Annotated in this window: 13 protein-coding genes; 6 read left to right on the forward strand and 7 right to left on the reverse strand. The window is 69.7% G+C overall.

What is annotated here, in order from left to right:
• The first annotated feature begins 16 nt into the window (after nucleotides 1–16).
• Nucleotides 17–1,414, forward strand: coding sequence for a flavin monoamine oxidase family protein (locus KEG38_RS19530; protein WP_272421222.1), 1,398 nt, complete (start codon nucleotides 17–19; stop codon nucleotides 1,412–1,414).
• A 19-nt stretch (nucleotides 1,415–1,433) separates the two neighbouring features.
• Here the strand turns inward: KEG38_RS19530 and KEG38_RS19535 are convergent, their stop codons facing one another.
• A complete protein-coding gene (locus KEG38_RS19535; protein WP_272421223.1) occupies nucleotides 1,434–1,895 on the reverse strand; it encodes a type II secretion system protein in 462 nt (153 codons plus the stop codon).
• 215 nt (nucleotides 1,896–2,110) lie between these two features.
• Here KEG38_RS19535 and KEG38_RS19540 point away from each other — a divergent pair, with 215 nt between their 5' ends.
• A complete protein-coding gene (locus KEG38_RS19540; protein ID WP_272421224.1) occupies nucleotides 2,111–2,452 on the forward strand; it encodes a hypothetical protein in 342 nt (113 codons plus the stop codon).
• 32 nt (nucleotides 2,453–2,484) lie between these two features.
• Here the strand turns inward: KEG38_RS19540 and KEG38_RS19545 are convergent, their stop codons facing one another.
• Genes KEG38_RS19545 through KEG38_RS19555 form a run of 3 tightly spaced genes read right to left on the reverse strand, consistent with a single transcriptional unit; the run spans nucleotide 2,485 to nucleotide 5,955 of the window.
• Complete coding sequence (locus KEG38_RS19545; protein ID WP_272421225.1) at nucleotides 2,485–3,852, reverse strand: serine/threonine-protein kinase; 1,368 nt, start codon at nucleotides 3,850–3,852, stop codon at nucleotides 2,485–2,487.
• 57 nt (nucleotides 3,853–3,909) lie between these two features.
• Entirely contained in the window at nucleotides 3,910–5,271 is a 1,362-nt protein-coding gene (argG, locus tag KEG38_RS19550) for an argininosuccinate synthase (protein WP_272421226.1), read from the reverse strand.
• Between the two features lie 51 nt (nucleotides 5,272–5,322).
• Nucleotides 5,323–5,955 carry an RNA polymerase sigma factor gene (locus tag KEG38_RS19555; RefSeq protein WP_272421227.1) on the reverse strand — a complete coding sequence of 211 codons (633 nt, stop codon included), beginning with the start codon at nucleotides 5,953–5,955 and terminating at the stop codon, nucleotides 5,323–5,325.
• Between the two features lie 123 nt (nucleotides 5,956–6,078).
• Between KEG38_RS19555 and KEG38_RS19560 the strand changes: the two genes are divergently transcribed.
• From KEG38_RS19560 to KEG38_RS19575, 4 genes are all read left to right on the forward strand, one after another.
• Nucleotides 6,079–8,844 (forward strand): serine/threonine-protein kinase, encoded by a 2,766-nt coding sequence (locus KEG38_RS19560; RefSeq protein WP_272421228.1) that lies wholly within the window; start codon nucleotides 6,079–6,081, stop codon nucleotides 8,842–8,844.
• A gap of 69 nt (nucleotides 8,845–8,913) precedes the next feature.
• On the forward strand, nucleotides 8,914–9,621 hold the full coding sequence (locus tag KEG38_RS19565) for a hypothetical protein (protein ID WP_272421229.1): 708 nt from the start codon (nucleotides 8,914–8,916) through the stop codon (nucleotides 9,619–9,621).
• Between the two features lie 377 nt (nucleotides 9,622–9,998).
• Nucleotides 9,999–10,538, forward strand: coding sequence for a hypothetical protein (locus KEG38_RS19570; protein ID WP_272421230.1), 540 nt, complete (start codon nucleotides 9,999–10,001; stop codon nucleotides 10,536–10,538).
• Between the two features lie 267 nt (nucleotides 10,539–10,805).
• Nucleotides 10,806–13,115 (forward strand): oxygen-binding di-iron domain-containing protein, encoded by a 2,310-nt coding sequence (locus KEG38_RS19575; RefSeq protein ID WP_272421231.1) that lies wholly within the window; start codon nucleotides 10,806–10,808, stop codon nucleotides 13,113–13,115.
• Here the strand turns inward: KEG38_RS19575 and KEG38_RS19580 are convergent.
• From KEG38_RS19580 to KEG38_RS19590, 3 genes are read right to left on the reverse strand one after another with little or no spacing between them, the layout of a single operon-like run.
• Entirely contained in the window at nucleotides 13,112–14,188 is a 1,077-nt protein-coding gene (locus KEG38_RS19580) for an ABC transporter ATP-binding protein (protein ID WP_272421232.1), read from the reverse strand. The two genes, KEG38_RS19575 and KEG38_RS19580, sit on opposite strands and share 4 nt — an antisense overlap.
• The gene (locus KEG38_RS55565; protein WP_272421233.1) at nucleotides 14,185–15,192 is read right to left on the reverse strand and encodes an ABC transporter ATP-binding protein; all 1,008 of its coding nucleotides are present in this window, start codon (nucleotides 15,190–15,192) and stop codon (nucleotides 14,185–14,187) included. Before KEG38_RS55565 ends, KEG38_RS19580 begins: the two co-directional genes overlap by 4 nt.
• Complete coding sequence (locus KEG38_RS19590) at nucleotides 15,189–15,875, reverse strand: DNRLRE domain-containing protein (RefSeq protein WP_272421234.1); 687 nt, start codon at nucleotides 15,873–15,875, stop codon at nucleotides 15,189–15,191. The genes KEG38_RS55565 and KEG38_RS19590 overlap by 4 nt, the downstream gene beginning before the upstream one ends.
• Nucleotides 15,876–15,929 lie beyond the last annotated feature (54 nt).

Consider the following 15,929-nt stretch of genomic DNA (forward strand, 5'->3'; position numbering starts at 1 on the left):
TCGGAGCGGCGAGGCCATGGCCCCTTTCCAGAAAGAACACGAGGCCGACGTCGTCATCGTCGGCGCCGGCCTCGCGGGCCTCTCGGCGGCGGACGCGCTGACCCGCATGGGAAAACGTGTCGTGGTGCTCGAAGCGCGGGATCGCGTCGGCGGGCGCACGCTGGGCCGGGAGATCGGGGGCCGTGTCCTCGATCTCGGAGGGCAATGGCTCGGCGCGGGGCAACGCCGCCTGGGGCGCCTCGCCGCCGAGCTCGGGGTCGCGACGTTTCCGACGTACCATTCCGGGCAAAAAGTCTTGCTGCGGGACGGGCGGGTCTCGACGTATTCGGGGACCATTCCCTCGCTGCCGGTGCCGGGGCTCGTCGCGCTGCACTTCGCTTTGCGCAAGCTCGACGCGCTCGCGGCGCGGCTGCCCGAGGGGAGGCCGCTCGCGGCGGCGGAGGCATCGGCGTGGGACGAAGATACGCTCGAAACCGCAGCCAGGCAGCTCATCACGCGCAGCGACGTGCGCGAGCTCTTCGACGCGGCGGTGCGCGTGGTGTTCGGCGCGGAGCCGCGCGAGATCTCGATGCTGTATTTCCTCGCGTACCTGCGCGCGGGCGGCGGGCTCATGCGCCTCGTCGAAATCGAGGGCGGGGCGCAGGAGCGGCGCTTCGTGGGCAGCGCGCAGCAGCTCTCGATCCGGCTCGCGGCGCGGCTCGATGACGCGGTCGTGCTCTCCGCGCCGGCGCGGCGCATCGAGCAGGATGGGCGCGGCGTGGTCGTGACGTCGGACGAGATTGCGGTGCGCGCGCAGTACGTGATCGTCGCGGTCCCTCCGGCGCTCGCGGGCCGCATCGAATATAGGCCGCTCCTGCCCGTCGTGCGGGATCAGCTCACGCAACGCATGCCGATGGGCTCCACGGTGAAATGCATCGCGGTCTACGATCGGCCTTTCTGGCGCGAGGCGGGGCTCTCGGGGGAAGCCGTGACGAGCACGGGGCCGATGTCGGTCGTGTTCGACAATGGCTCGCACGACGGCGCGGTGCATTCGCTGCTGGGGTTTGTCGTGGGCCAGAAGGCGCGTGTCTTCTCGGAGAGGCCTCCGGAGGAGCGGCGCGCGGTGGTGCTCGGGAGCCTCGGGCGTATGTTCGGCGAGCGGGCGCTCCGACCGAGCGAATACGTCGAATTCGACTGGTCGACGGAGGCATGGACGCGCGGCTGTCCCGTTGGGGTGATGGGGCCCGGGGTGATGACCGGCGCCGGGCGCGCGCTGCGCGAGCCGGCGGGGCGAATCCACTGGGCCGGCACCGAGACGGCGACGGAATGGACGGGCTACATGGAGGGGGCGCTCGAATCGGGCGAGCGGGCGGCCGCTGAGGTGGGGACGAGGTTCGAAGGCGGAGCCTTGGGCCGTTCCTGCGTCGGCGCGTAGCGATCCATCGGCGAGCGCATCAAAGGGCGCTCAATCGATCCAGCTCAGCCGGTTTGAAATCGTCCCATACGTCGTCCTCCGTGTCCGGCTTTCGATCGTTGCCGCAGGAGATGACGTTGATCTCCTTCCCTGCGCACAGGATTCTGTACGGGACGCCCCAGGGATCGTCCGTTTTCTTTCCGTCGATCTTCCCGGCGACCACGAGCTCCTCGATGGTCGGGCAATCGTCGGTGGCGCCTTGCAAATCGAGCTCGACGTACATCTGGGCCGCCGTCTTGATCACGGACGCGCCGATGAGCGCGCTCCGGATGCGCGCCTTCTTGTACTCGGGAAACACGAGGTACGTCGCGCCCGACGAGATGATCGCCATGATCGCGATGACGATGAGCACCTCGACCAGCGTCACGCCGCGGAATGCCCGGCGAAAGCGCCGCCGCGTACCCTCGAGCCCCCTGCCAACGAAGGAATTCCGGTTCTTCATGGCGAAAGGGATGTTACCGCGTGACGCACCCGACTGTCCAGCTTTACACGCACAGGGAGAGGCAATGCGGCGTCCATCGCCCCGATCCCGTCCCTTTCGCGTGATACGTGAGCCAAACTGGACGCCACGCGCGCGTTCGGGCACGATCGGCCGATGAGCGTCGAGGGACGTGGGTCGGCCGGCACTATGTACGATTCGAGCCCGGCGATCTCCTCGTGATGGAGTTCCACGGGCCGATCCTGCCCGGCGAGATGGCGGCGCTCGCGCGCTTGACGGACGAACGATTGCTCGCGCGGGGCCGGCTCTTCGTCCTGTGCGACATTTCCGACGCGGGCGGATTCAGCCCCGGATCGCGGCACGAGCTGCGTGATCGGTCCCGGAACCTCCCCCCGCATTTCGTCGCGTACGTGGGCGCACCTGCCCCCGTCCGCGTGGTGCTCGATCTCATCATTCGCGCGACGAGCTCCCTCACGGGCGCGAAGATCGCTCACCGCTTCTTCGAGACGCAGGCGAAAGCGCGCGCGTGGTTCGACGAGATGCGCGCGAAGGCCGCGTGAGACCTTCACGCGCGTACGTCAGGATCCGGCGCTCATTTCCCCGTGAGCAGCCACCGCAATGCCTCGCCCTCCGTCGTGAAGAACGAATACACCGGTAGCCCCGTCTCGACGGAAAGCCTCTGAATCTGCATGCGCCCGAGCGCGCTGCTGATGAGGTTCGCCGCGCGCACGAGGCCATGCTGGCGCGCGTGGGTCATCGTCTTCTCGACGAACGCGCTCACCTCGGGCTTCTGCGGGGGAAAATTCGAGATGTTTGCCAGGACGTACCACGGTTTGCCGAGGAGCGGCCTCGTCTTGCGCTCGAATTCCTCCCAGTATCCCTTCCCGTCCCCGAGGTCCCAGAACCCCCACACGTCGACGCGGACCACGTTCGTCGCGCCATCCACCGTGACCAGAAATCCCTTTTTCGCGACCTCGCGCGCCGGAGGCGGAGCCGCCGCCGGGCGCGCAGCCGATGACCTGGGCTTGGCCGATGGAACCTGCTCCACCGACGGCCGCGCGCTCTCGCGCACGAGATCCGTGAGGGCCGCGATGGCCAACGTCGCCCGCGGAAAACGGGCCTCCACCGATTTCGCGGTCGCGCTGGCGAACCAGGAATCGAATCCAGCAGGGAGGTCGACGCGCTTGCGGCGCTTGGCCCGCGCCTCCGGCGATTCGCGCGGGCCACCCGAAATGTCGGTTGCGAGCAGGATGGGCGAGCCGTCGCGCTCGAGCTCCTCGGACCAGTAAGGCTCGCCGACGAGCAATTCGTAGGCGAGCTGGCCGAGGGCATAAATGTCGGCCGCGGGCCCGATGTCGCGCGAGGCCTCGACCTGCTCGGGCGCCATGTAGATCGGCGTGCCGAGGATGCCGCGCGTCGTGATGCCGGCGACGACAGGATCCTCCGTCTTCACGACCCCGAAATCGAGGACCTTGACGCAAGGCGTGCCGTCGTCGCGCCACGAGACGAAGACGTTCTCGGGCTTGAGATCGCGGTGGACGACACCCGCGGCATGGAGTTTGTCCAGGGCGAGCGCGGTCTGCGCGAGATAACGGAGCACGTCCTCGACGGTGAGCCGGATGCCCTGATCGAGGATCGCCCCGAGGTCGCGACCGCGGAGCAGCTCCATCACGAGGAACGGCAGCTCGGTGCCGGGATCGATGCCGACGTCGACGATCCGGACGATGTGATCACTCTCGATCGCGCCCGTCGCCCGCGCTTCGAGCTCGAAGCGCTTGCGGCCCTCCTCGCTCGACACGAGATTCGGCAGCATGACCTTGAGGGCGCGCCGGCTCGAGGTCTTCTCGTCGACGACCTCGTAGACCGTGCCCATGCCGCCGGACTTGATCGGCCGGATCACCCGATACCGGCCGTGGAAGAGGGTCTCGGGTTCGAGGAGCTCGGGGCGTGGCAGCAGCATCGAGGACAGGTGAAGCTACCAACACGCCCGCGCGGCGACAAGCGGCGCCGTATCCCCTCAGGAGAGGCGCTTCGGCCCGCCCTCCCCCTCGCCGAGGACGTCGCCGAAGGACGACGCCGAAGGACCGGTGAGGCGGCCGAGACGATCGGCATAATGGAGCAGGAGGGTGCGGTTGTCCGAGACGGCGAGGTTCTGGATCTCCAGGGCGCCGATGCGATCCTCGGGCGTGAACGCGGCCTCGGTCTTCTCCATGGAGAGTTTCTCGGGCGCATACGCGCTCTTCTCCGCGCGGGTCTCGAGGATCGTGTAATCGTCGCCGCGGCGGAGCGAGAGGCGCACGATGCCGCTGATCGGCGTCGCGACCCAGCGGGCGAGCGACTCCTTCAGCATCATCGCCTCGGGGTCGTACCACTTGCCCTCGTAGAGGAGGCGGCCGAGGCGGCGGCCGAGCGTGACGTAGAGGTCGGTCGTGTCCTCGTTGTGCGTCGCGGAGAGCAGGCGCTCGTAGGCGATGTGGAGCAGCGCCATGCCGGGCGCCTCGTAAATGCCGCGGCTCTTCGCGCCGATGACGCGATTCTCGATCTGATCACTCATCCCGAGTCCATGCCGCCCGCCGATTTCGTTCGCCGCGACGATGAGGGAGAACAGCGACGAGAATCGTGCGCCGTTCAGCGCGACGGGCACGCCCTCGGCGTATTCGACCGTGACCTCCTCCTCGGCGATCGCGACGTCCGAGCGCCAGAACGGCACGCCCATGATGGGGTTCACGATCGTCATGCCCTTGTCGAGGAACTCGAGGTCCTTCGCCTCGTGCGTCGCGCCGAGGACGTTCGCGTCGGTGCTGTACGCCTTCTCGGTGCCCATCGGGTACGGCATGCCGATCGAATCGAGATACTGGGCCATCTCGGTGCGGCCACCGAAGGCGTCGACGAACTTCTGGTCGAGCCAGGGCTTGTAGATCTTGAGCTCGGGATCGACGAGCACGCCATAACGGTAAAACCGCTGGATGTCGTTGCCCTTGTGCGTGCTGCCGTCGCCAAAGACGTGCACGCCCTCCTCGCGCATCGCGCGGACGATGGCCGTCGAGGTGACGGCGCGGCCGAGGGGCGTCGTATTGTAATATTTGCGGCCGGCGGTCGAGAGGTGGAACGCGCCGCACTGGATGGCGATGATGCCTTCCCGCGCCATGGACTCGCGGCAATCGACGAGCCGCGCCGCCGCGGCGCCGTGCGTGAGCGCGACGGGCGGGATGTCCGCCGGGGTCTTCTCGTCCGGCTGGCCGAGATCGGCGGTATAACAATGGACGCGGAGGCCCTGGCGCGAGAGCCAGGCCACGGCCGTGCGCGTGTCGAGGCCCCCGGAGAATGCAATGCCGAGCGCAGTGCCCGGCGGAGGAAGGGTGCGGTAGATGCGGCTCATCTCGCCGCGTGCGATAGCAGGCGAGGGCGCGGCGCGAAAGACCTTTCTTCGCTAGCTGTCATCCCCGACGAGCCCCTCGCGCCGCCCCATCTCGTAGAGCTTTTCCTTGAGGTGCTGGAAGCGCTTGCGCAGGCGCGCGGCGACACGTTTGCGTTCGTCCGCCCCGAGCGGCGGCGCGTCCTCGCCGTGGAGCACGACGGCGAGGTCGTCCCACGAGAGCTGTCGATCGACGCGCAGCATGAGGAGTTCCTGCTCCTCGGGCGGCAGGCGCGCCCGGAGCTCGGCGAAACGATCGCGTCGCTCGGTGCGGAGGTACGAGCGCGTGACGGTGCGGACCTCGGCCTCGATCGCCGAAAGCTGAGAGCCCTCCGGCAAGGGCACGACCCGCGCGGCGCGGCGCTTCTCGGCGCGGCGAAAATCGAGGGACGACGTGCGCGCCACGGCATACGCCCAGGTGCGGAAGGAGGCGTCCCAGCGAAAACTCGGCAGGCTTTTCCAGAGCTTCTCGGCGAAAAGGGAGAATACCTCCGCGGCGTCGGTCTCGTTGCGGTGGAGCGCCGCGACGAACTCGAAGATCTCGGGGCCGTAGGCGCGCAAGGCGACGGACGTGGCGGCGCCGATGTCCCCGCCCTCGGCGAGGCGGCGGATGTCTGCATCGATTGTGCGCCTTTTGTCCGCGTCCATGCGACGTGAGGCCCGAGCCTTGGGGCAGCGCGCGGGCACGGTCATCTTGCCCGCCCCGCCGGCGCTTGGGAAGTGCTCTCCCGCGCGAAACGGCGCTCGCGGATGGTATGCTCGCGGCGGTCCATGCCAGGCGAGCCCTTGTCCGGACGCACGAGTGACGTGCGGCGGGACGTCGACGACGACGAAGACGACACGTCCCTGTCGTCCTCGTCCGAAGACGGCGACGGGGCGATCACGCCTGATCCTTTCCTGGCGAAAATCGCACGGATCCCTTCACGGAGCGCGCCGGGCGCACCGGCGACGTTGCCACGACCGGGCGAGCGCGTGGGGCGATTCGTCGTGCGCGAAGAGATCGGTCGCGGCGGCATGGGCGTGGTGTTCGCCGCGACGGATCCGACACTCGGCCGCGAAGTCGCGCTGAAGGTGCTCCTGTCGGAGGACGAGGAGCGCAAGCGTCGCCTCTTGCGCGAGGCGCGCGCAGCCGCAGCGCTTGGGCACGCGGGTGTCGTGGCGATCTACGACGTCGGCGAGGATTGCGGTCGGGCGTTCATCGCGATGGAGCGGGTGCGCGGATCGACGCTGCGCGAGCGGCTCGACGCGAGGCCGAAGGACGCGCCGGCGCTGCCGCTCGACGAGGCGCGACGCGTCGCGAGGGACCTCGCCCGCGCGCTCGCGAAGGCGCACGGTCGTGGCCTCGTGCATCGGGACATGAAGCCCGAGAACGTGATGATCGAGGCCGATGGCCGGGTGATCCTGCTCGATTTCGGGCTGGCGAAAGCGACGCACATGGAGATCGATCCGGTGTCGGTCGCGACGGCCGACGGCGCGATCATCGGCACGCCGAGCTACATGTCGCCCGAGCAAGCGCGCGGAAAACCGGTCGACGCGCGGAGCGACGTCTTCTCGTTCGGCGTGATGCTCTACGAGATGCTGACGGGGAAGCGGCCGTTCGTCGGTAAAAACGCGGCCACGGTGCTCGCGTCGATCGAAGGATCGGAGCCGACGCTGCCGTCGACGATCCGCGCGGGCGTGGATCCAGACCTCGAACGCGTGGCGCTCCGGTGCCTGCAAAAAGAGCCGTACGCGCGGTACGAGAACGCCGGAGCGATCGCGAAGGAGCTCGCACTCGATCACGACGCACGAAAGCCGGGGATGACGCGCTTTTTGGCCCCGGCCGCGCTCGTGGTGCTCGTCTTGATGCTCGTCGCGGCGATCGGGGCGTCGAAGATCCGGAGCGAGAGGGCCGCGGCGCCGCTGGAGGAGCCCTCGGCGAGCACGCGTGTCGCCGCTGCGAACGCGCTCGTGCCGGTGGTCGCGACGGATCTGCCGAGCTCGGCGTCGCAAAGCGAGGAAGCGCGCGCAGCCTATCGCGCGGGGCTCGAATCGTTCCGCGCGGGCGGCTCGTGGGGGCCGGATTTCCAGCGGGCGATCACGCTCGATCCGGCCCTCGCCTCGGCGCACGTGCAGTACGCGGCGATCGGAATGGCGCAGCACCTCGACGGCGTCCGCGAGAGCTTCCGGCAAGCGCGGGCGAAGAGTGACGCGCTCTCGCCGCGGGACCGCGCGCTGCTCGACGCGATCGAGCCGGTCGTGCAGCGCGAGCCCGCGGACTGGGCCGAGGCAAGCCGCAGGCTCGGCGTGATGATCAAAGACCACCCGGGCGACGCGCAGCTCTGGTACTTCCTGGCGCTCGGCCGCGGCAACTTCGACGACTTTCAAGCGGCGATCCAGCACCTCAAGCGCGCGATCGAGCTCGACCCGCAGTTCGCCCGGGCGCTCAGCTCGCTCGCCGTCTTCGAGGCGTACCGCGGCCGATTCGACGAGGCGCAGAAGGCCATCGATCGGTGCCTCGAGGTCGCGCCGGATGCGATGGCGTGCCTGTCGTACCGCGCGCGCCTCGAAGGGTATGCGGGGCGTTGCGCCGCGATGGAGTCGTCGGCGCGGCAGATGATCGCGCGCGGCGCGCAGGCGCACCTCTCGTACCCGCTGCTCGCCGACGCGCTCGCGTCACGCGGCGAGCCGAGCGCGACGGTGGAGGAGGCGCTGCGTCACGCGGGCAAACAGGTGAACGAGTTGCCGAAGGGAACGGCGGAGCTCGTGCAGAGTCGCGTGCTCGTCGTGGGCGCGATGCGCAAGGCCGCGCTCTACGGTGACTTCGAGGCGGCGCTCGAACACGCGCGGGCGCTCGGAAAGCGAGCGGAGGGCAGCGCGCGGCGCAACGATCACGGGATCGCGGCGCGCGCGGTCGCGGAGCTCCTGATCGAGTCGGGGAAACACGCGGAGGCCGGGGCCGTGGCGCTCGACTATCTGGATCGTCAGGGCGCGTGGGAGCCGGATCCGAGCGCGGAGGACTCGGCCCTTTCGAACGACGCGACGCCCGCGCTGCTCGTGACGGCGCGGAAGGCGGGCGTGATCACGCGTGAGGGGCTCGCGGCGCGGCGGCGCGCGTGGCTCGCGGAGTGGTCGTCCCGCGCGACGCCGGCGGCGCGCAGTTATCTGTGGCTGCACGGCTGGGCGGCCACGACGATCCAGGGAGAGGACGCGCGCGACGCGCTCGAGGCGCTCGCGGAGCACGGCCCGCTGCCGCCGTACGTACCGGGCACGCTGGTGGGCGCGTCGGCCGGCGTCACGTTCATGCTCGGCGGTCGGCTCGACGAGGCGAAACGCTGGCTCACGCAGGCGGCCGGGAGCTGCTCGGCGCTGAGTTTTCCGATCGCGCACACGCGCGCGCATCTGTGGCTCGGACAGGCGCTCGAAGCGTCGGGGGACACACGCGGCGCGTGTGCGTCGTACCGGACGGTGCTCGATCGATGGGGGCGCGCGCGGCCGCGGAGCGTGACGGCGGACGAGGCGCGCGAACGGTCGACGCGGCTCGGCTGTACACGCTGAACTTTTTTCGTCACACGCGCCGGGGTTCTCCGTCGATCCCCATGAACGGACCGACGGAGGGCCTTCCTGATGCGCACTTCGCAGATGCTGTTTGCCGCCGTATCGATCGTCGCCGCCGCCTCGCTCACGAGCGCGTGCGATGCACCCGCGGGCGCGGGGGACTCGAAGGAACCATCAAAGGGAACGGCGGAGTCGACGCACGCCTTCGCGGGCAAGCGCGGCTCGACCGGTCAAACCTGGCGTTCGCTCGGACCGGACGGCATCGAGAAGCTGCATGGCGAGACGCGCCTCATGCTCGCGAGCGGGGCCGAGCGGCAGGTGGTCGAGGACGTGACGCTCGACGTGAGCGGCCGCATCGTGTCCGCCGAGATCACGACGACGAGCAGCACGGCGAACGAGCTCCCGGTGCGGCTGCATCTCGTGCCCTCGGAGGGGATCGTGCGGATCGTGTCGGGCTCCACCGAGACGACCTTCCACGTGCCCGCGGATGCGCCGTGGGTCTACACGGCCCTGCCGGCGGGGATCCCTGCGACGCCGATCGCGGCGTGGATCGCGAAGCGCGGGGCCGACACGGCGCCCTGGTTGCGGGTGGTGTCGGCGAGCGAGGGGCGGAGCTTCCTCGCGCCGCTCGATCAGGTCGTCGTGCGGACGGAGACGGGCACGACGGTGGTGCTCGGGCAAGACGCGGCGGACACGGACACGGTGTTCGTGCGGGACTTGCGCCTCTCGGGCGGCGAGTCGATCACGCGGATGAACGGGCCTGCGCTCGTGCTGTGAAGATCGTCGACGAGCGGTCGCGCTCGCCGGCGCAAAAGGTTGGTCCTCCAAACAATTCCTTCGCCACGCGCGCGGGCGCATGTGGCCCGTAGTTGCAACAGGACGAACCATGCGGCGCGTCGAGCCTCCATCAGCTCGTCCGTACGGTCGCGTCTCCCTCCCCGCGCCATGCGCGCCCTCCGCTGACCTCGCTTCCCCGCGAGGCAGGTAATCCAAAACACGTCAACTGCGCCAAAAAACTTCGATCATGCCCCCGCGGAGGCAGCCTCGTCACGTGGTTCCAGCGGCTCGGGGGCCTTTCCGCGCGCGCTCGACACGTTCGGGCAAATTTTTGGCGGAAAGGTCGCCGGTCTGCATGTAGACTCCGTCCCCTCAACATGCCGACCGCTCGTCGTCGCCTCGAAAGCAAAGACATTCCGCAAGCAGACAGCCTCGAAAACGTCCGCCGCATCATCGATGCGGTCGCCGATGGCTCGAAATCGAAGGCTGACGTCTCCGACCGCACCGGGATCAACCCCCGCCACGTGCTCTACGGACTCCACACCGCCCGCGTGCTCGGGTTCCTCGTGGAGGAAGAGGGCGGCGGGTTCGGGACCACCGAGCTCGGCAACGCACTCCGCAATGACCCGGCCGGGAGCGCCGAGGAGCGCGAGTCGTTCCGCAAGTCGATCCAGGACAGCGAAATCATCGGCGCGATCGCCCCCGGGATCCTCACCGACAAGCCCCCCACGCAGGACACGATCACGAAGAACATCGTGAAGCTCAGCGGGCTGTCGGATTCGACCGCGGGCCGCCGCGCGCAGACGTTGATCTCGTGGCGCACGCAGATCCTGTCGCAGCTCGGGACGGGCGTCGTTCCGGCCGCGGATGATGCCGCCGACGAGAGCGACGAAGAAGAGCCGGTGGCCCAGGCCTGATCGGACCCCTCACGCGCTCACCTCCTTCCCGTGGTGAGCGCGTTTGTCCTCCATGGTCCGACGACACGCGCCCCGGGTCGTCTCCCCATCGACGCAATGCGTGAGCTCCTTTTGACGATCCAACGTCAATGGTGTGACGCACCATTGCGATCGCTATCGTCTCGCCCGGCGCATGTGTCCGTGCTACCTTAGATTTCTCTCGACTCCGGTGCTTTCGGCAATGCCGGTCGCGGAGGTTCCCGTGGGGAAAACGACCGCATGATCGCCATGGAACGGGCGAATCGAGATCGCGCAGAGGCGCGCATCGGGACGCTTCTGAAGGGAAAGTGGCGGCTCGAGATGCTGCTCGGCGTGGGCGGCATGGCGGCCGTCTACGCGGCCACGCACCGCAACAAGAACCGCGCGGCCGTGAAGGTCCTCCACCCGGACCTCGCCGCCGAGCCCGCGATCCGCGCCCGGTTCCACCACGAGGGCTATGCCGCGAACGCCGTCGGCCACCCCGGCGTCGTCCGCATCCTCGACGACGACGAGACCGACGACGGCGTCGCCTTCCTCGTGATGGAGCTGCTCGAAGGCGAGACCTACGACCGTATCGCCCAGCGCTGCGGCGGCAAGCTCCCCACGCACGAGGTGCTCACGCTCGCGCACGCCGTGCTCGACGTGCTCGTCGCCGCCCACGAAAAGCGCATTCTGCACCGCGATCTCAAGCCCGAGAACATCTTCCTCACGCAGGCCGGCACCATCAAGGTCCTCGATTTCGGCCTCGCGCGCGCGCTCGAGCCCGCGGTCCAGCAAGGCCGCATCGTGACGAGCTTCGGCACGACCATGGGCACGCCGGGCTTCATGCCCCCCGAGCAGGCGCGCGGCGACTGGAACGAGGTCGACGCCACGAGCGACCTCTGGGCCGTCGGCGCGACGCTGTACACGCTCCTCTCGGGCCGCCTCGTGCACGACGCGCAGAACCTCACCGGCAGCCTGATCATGGCCGCCACGAAGCCCGTCGGCTCGGTCGCGCTCGTCGCGCCCTCCCTGCCCCGCGCCGTGATCGAGCTCGTCGATCGGGCCCTCCAGTTCGACAAGGCGAACCGCTTTCAGGACGCCGCCACGATGCGCGCCGCCGTCGCCGACGCGCTGCAACCGACCACGCGCGTCTCGCCCGGAAACACACCCGACGCCCATCGCTTGCACGGCAAAGCACTCGTGGAGCCGAGGATCGGCACGAGCTCGGAGCCTGCCACCATCGCGATGGCCGGCACGCGCACGCAGCCGCCCACGTTGCCTACGCCGCCGGACTCCGCGTCGTCCCTCGCACCGCACGCGCCGTACGCACCGCACGCGCCGCACGCGCCGCACGTGCCCCTCGCGCCTCACGCGCCGCTCGGCCAGCTCACGCCCTCGCGTGGCACGAGCGGCCCCCTCTCGCCCGCCGCGAGCCCGCCGGGCCAGCGCCCCACGCCGCCCCAGCAGCAAGACCGGCCCGAGGTGGTCTCGCCCATCGAGATCGCCAAGGACACGTTCTGGGTCGGCAAGCGTGACCCGAAGAGCATCTTCCACGCGAACCCGTACCTGCGCGTCTTCCGCCCCAAGCCCGGCTTCGAACAGGCAGGCCCCTTCCACCTGCTCGTCGACCCCGGATCGAGCTCCGACTTCGCCGTCGTCTCGGCCAAGATCGGCACGCTCATCGGCGGGATGAACAAGCTCTCGGCGCTGTTCATCAACCACCAGGATCCGGACGTCGGCTCGAGCGCCGCCGTGATCTCGGCCCGCTACGCGCCGGGCGCCGCGATCGTCTGCTCCGAGGCCACGTGGCGCCTCATCGTGCACTTCAACCTGCCGCCCGAGCGCTACGTCGACACGGCCCGTTTTCCCCGCGGCTTCGACGTGCCCACGGGCCACATGATGCTCCCCGTCCCGAGCCCCTTCTGCCACTTCCGCGGCGCGGTGATGCTCTACGATCCCGAGACGCGCGTGCTCTTCACGGGTGACCTCTTCGGCGGCCTCACGCCGATCGAGGCGCGCGGGCTCTGGGCCGACGAGAGCGACTGGGCCGGCATCCGCGCCTTCCACCAGACGTACATGCCGACGAACCGCGTCCTCACCCGCGCGATGGACGCGATCCGCGCCCTCGATCCGCCCGTCGAGATCATCGCCCCGCAGCACGGCCGCCTGCTGCGCGGCGCGTTGCTCCATCGCTACATCGACCGCCTCGCGCGCCTGCCCGTCGGCCTCGACATCCTCGACGACGCCACCGACGAGGAGACGATCACCGCCTGGAACAGCGTGCTCCGCCGCGTCGTGCGCACGGCCCGCATGGTGCTCGGTCCGGCCGCCGACGAGCTCCTTCACCAGCACGAGGACCTTCGCGACACACTCCAGGTCGCGGGCGACGAGGTGCGCCTCTCGTCCCTCGGCCGCTGGACCCTAGGCGCCGTCGTCGAGGCGCTCACGGTCGGACAAACCCCCACGATCGCCAATCCGATCAAGCTCGAAGCCGTCCTCGCCTGCGAAGAGCTCGAGCTGCCGTCGCCCGACATCCGCATCGAGGACGCCGAGTCGTCGGAGCGCATCGGCGTCTAGCCCTCGCTCGGCGGGCCCCCCGCCGGGATCGAGGGCCTCGCGCTCGGCCATGGCGCTGGCATCTCGCTCGCTTCGGGATGGAAGCAGGCCACGCGGTGGTGGCTCCCGGGGACGATCTCCGTGAGATCCGGCGCCTCGACGTCGCAGCGCCCCTTCTCGGCTTTCTGGCAACGCGACTGGAAGACACATCCGCGCGGCGGTTCGAGCGGGCCGGGCGGTTCGCCCCAGAGCACGCGACGCGGCCGCGGATCGCCGTCCTCGCGCGGCAGCGCCCCGAAGAGCGCGCGCGTGTACGGGTGTAGCCGCCGCTCCGCCACCTCGCGCGCCGGCCCCATCTCCACGATGCGGCCGAGGTACATCACCGCGATGCGGTGGCTCATGTAGCTCACCACGCGCAGATCGTGCGAGATGAACAGGTAGCTCACGGAGAGCTCGTCCTGCAGCCGTTCGAGCAGGTTCAGGATCTGCGCCTGCACCGACACGTCGAGCGCGCTCGTGGGCTCGTCGCAGACGACGAAATCGGGACGCACCGCGAGCGCTCGTGCGATCGCGATGCGTTGCCGCTGCCCGCCCGAGAACTCGTTCGGGTAACGATCGAGCGCCTCGCGGCCGAGCCCCACCTTCGCGACCATCTCCTCCACGGTCTCGTCGGCCTCGCGCGGCGTCTTCGCGAGCCGGAGCGCCGCGATCCCTTCGCCGACGATCTCACGCACCGTCATGCGCGGGTTGAGCGATGAGTACGGGTCCTGAAAGACGATCTGCATGCGCCGGCGCAGCGGCCGGATCGCGCGCTCGGAGAGGCGCGTGATGTCTTGCCCGTCGAACACGATGCGCCCGAGCGTGGGCTCGACGAGGCGCAGCACCGTGCGTCCGAGCGTGCTCTTGCCGCAGCCCGACTCGCCGACGAGCCCCAGCGTCTCGCCCGGCCGGATGTAGAAGCTCACCCCGTCGACCGCGTGCAAGAACTTCGGCGCCTTGAAGAACCCCTGCCGCACGGGGAACAACGTCGAGAGCTTCTCGACCTGGAGCAGCGGTTTGCCCGAGCGAGGTTTGTCCGGTCCGCCTCCGCTCATGCCGCGCCTCCATGCAGGAAACACCGGACCGCGTCGCGCTCGCTTCCCACCGTGACGAGCGGCGGCGCCTCCTCGCGGCACCGTTCCATCACCTCGGGGCAGCGCGGCGCGAACGCACATCCACGCGAAACGCCGCGCGGATCCGGCAGCGATCCTTCGATCGTCGGCAGCGCCTTCCGCTTCTCTCCGCGCGTCCGGAACGAGCCCGCGGGCGGCACGCTGCGCACGAGGGCTCGCGTGTACGGATGCCGCGGCGACGAGAGCACCCGCGAAGGAGGCCCCGACTCCACCACCTTCCCCGCGTAGAGCACCACGATCTCGTGCGCGATCTCAGCGACGAACGGCAGGTCGTGCGTGATCACGAGCAAGCTCATCCCGAGTTCGCGCGCTTGATCCGCGAGCAGCGCCATGATCTGCGCGCGCAGCGCCATGTCGAGCGCGCTCGTGGGTTCGTCGGCGACGAGCAGCCGCGGCGGCGCGGCGAGCGCCATCGCGAGCAGGACGCGCTGCCGCATGCCGCCGCTGAGCTCGTGCGGGTAGCTGTCGAAGCGCTCGTCGGGCCGGGGAAAACCGACACGGTGGAGCAACGCGCTCGCGCGGGCCCGCGCCTCCTTGCGGGACATGCGCTCGTGAAGGCGGATCGCCTCCATGATCTGCGTGCCCACCGAGTAGACCGGCGTGAGCGCCGTCAGCGGCTCCTGGAACACCATCCCGATTTTGCCGCCGCGCACCTGCCGCATCGCGCGCTCCGGCAGCTTCAAGAGGTCCTCCCCTTGAAACAGGATCGCGCCGCGATCGATCCGCGCGCTCGGCGTGGGCAAGAGCCGCAGGATCGACAGCGCCGTCGCCGTCTTCCCGCAGCCCGACTCGCCCACGAGCCCCACGGTCTTTCCTTGCGGCACGTCGAACGAGACGCCGTCGAGCGCCTTCACGCTCGTTCCCTCGGCGGTCGCAAACGAGACGGCGAGGTCGCGGACCGAGAGGAGCGGCTCCTTCGCCGTCACCGTACGTAGACCTCGAGGCGTGGCCCCCGCTTCTCCACCACGCCGAGGGAGAACGTGATCCCACGCGGATCGTTCGGATCGGCGAGCACCGCGAGACCGTGCTCCTCGCCCGTCCGTTTCGCCCAGCGCTGCACCACGTGCGTCACGTCGATGCGCATGGGGCTCGGCGACGTCACGCCCACCGTGCCCGCCTTCTCGGCCACGTCGAGACGCGGGCTCCGCCCCCACGAGACGAAATCCGCGCGCCAGGGCTCGAGGATCCGCGCGATCGAGAGCGACACCGGCTGCGTCGGCGGTTCGGACGCGGTCGCCGTCTCGAGCACGAGGAACGCCGACGACACCTCGCCCACCTCGGCGACCGGCACCTCGAAGTGGAGCAGGAGCGACGTATCCCCCGCCGCGCTTCGCCCGAGCGAAACCGCCTCCGGCAGCGCCTCACCGCCCCCGCTCGGCCCCTTCGACGACACGACCGCCACGGCGTCCGGGAAGAGCAACAGCCGGCGCGCGTCCATCGCGGTCACGAGCGTGTCTTTTTTGGGCCTGCAACGACCGACCACGCAGGCGTCCCCTTCCGCGGCGCAGGGCACGTCCGCGGCGCAGAGCGGCGGGCCGGGTGGGCTCTGCACGCAGCCGAGAAGCGAAGCAGCGAGGAGCACGGCAAAAGGCGGGCGAGCGATCCACACGGCGGCCCCGGGACCCTAGCAAAAGTGCCCGCCCGCTCCCACCACGGAAGGAAA

The organism is Polyangium jinanense (assembly GCF_028435265.1).
Classification (GTDB): domain Bacteria; phylum Myxococcota_A; class Polyangia; order Polyangiales; family Polyangiaceae; genus Polyangium; species Polyangium jinanense.

Coding starts and splice junctions, on each gene's coding strand:
- argG (WP_272421226.1), bottom strand. CDS start 5,271: ATGAGCCGCATCTACCGCACCCTTCCTCCGCCGGGCACTGCGCTCGGC.
- KEG38_RS19530 (WP_272421222.1), top strand. CDS start 17: ATGGCCCCTTTCCAGAAAGAACACGAGGCCGACGTCGTCATCGTCGGC.
- KEG38_RS19535 (WP_272421223.1), bottom strand. CDS start 1,895: ATGAAGAACCGGAATTCCTTCGTTGGCAGGGGGCTCGAGGGTACGCGG.
- KEG38_RS19560 (WP_272421228.1), top strand. CDS start 6,079: ATGCCAGGCGAGCCCTTGTCCGGACGCACGAGTGACGTGCGGCGGGAC.
- KEG38_RS19570 (WP_272421230.1), top strand. CDS start 9,999: ATGCCGACCGCTCGTCGTCGCCTCGAAAGCAAAGACATTCCGCAAGCA.
- KEG38_RS19580 (WP_272421232.1), bottom strand. CDS start 14,188: ATGAGCGGAGGCGGACCGGACAAACCTCGCTCGGGCAAACCGCTGCTC.
- KEG38_RS19575 (WP_272421231.1), top strand. CDS start 10,806: ATGGAACGGGCGAATCGAGATCGCGCAGAGGCGCGCATCGGGACGCTT.
- KEG38_RS19555 (WP_272421227.1), bottom strand. CDS start 5,955: ATGGACGCGGACAAAAGGCGCACAATCGATGCAGACATCCGCCGCCTC.
- KEG38_RS19545 (WP_272421225.1), bottom strand. CDS start 3,852: ATGCTGCTGCCACGCCCCGAGCTCCTCGAACCCGAGACCCTCTTCCAC.
- KEG38_RS19565 (WP_272421229.1), top strand. CDS start 8,914: ATGCGCACTTCGCAGATGCTGTTTGCCGCCGTATCGATCGTCGCCGCC.